Annotated in this window: 1 pseudogene; it reads right to left on the bottom strand. The window is 71.5% G+C overall.

From position 1 onward, the window contains the following. Positions 1–435 (bottom strand): annotated as a pseudogene (locus tag G3446_RS27305) (TraK domain-containing protein); the annotation flags it as partial.

The raw sequence follows: 435 nt of genomic DNA, 5'->3' as shown, positions 1-435 counted from the left end.
GCGGCAGGCGCGCTCCTCGATCTCCAGCTCAGTGTCAGTGGTGTTGCGCACCAGGGCCGTGACCAGCCAGAGGTCGCCGCCTTCGAGGACCTGACCGCGGCGGGTCTCGAGCCCGAGCTGGACGCAGGTCACGGTCTCCTGGCGCCGTGCCTGGCGCAGCCCGTAACCCTCGGGGATCTCCTCACGGGCCAGGGCGCGCATGGCCTCGGTGAGAGTCGAGACATAGTCCGGCGCGGCGGCTCCTGTCGGTGCGGTCGGCGCTGCAATCGGGCTCGGGTTGGGCAGCGGATCGGTCAGGACCAGCCGGATCTCGCGCGGGGGGATGCGCCGCGGGGCGAGCGTCAGGGACAGCGCATGGTTCGGATCCGAGGCATCGCTGACGAAGAGGGTCACCGGGCCCTCGCTCGCGGTCGCCACATAGATCGCGGAGCCGTC

It is taken from the genome of Thiorhodococcus minor (assembly GCF_010820565.1).
In the GTDB taxonomy this organism is placed as follows: Bacteria; Pseudomonadota; Gammaproteobacteria; order Chromatiales; family Chromatiaceae; genus Thiorhodococcus; species Thiorhodococcus minor.
This window is presented reverse-complemented; position numbering and strand designations above follow the sequence as displayed.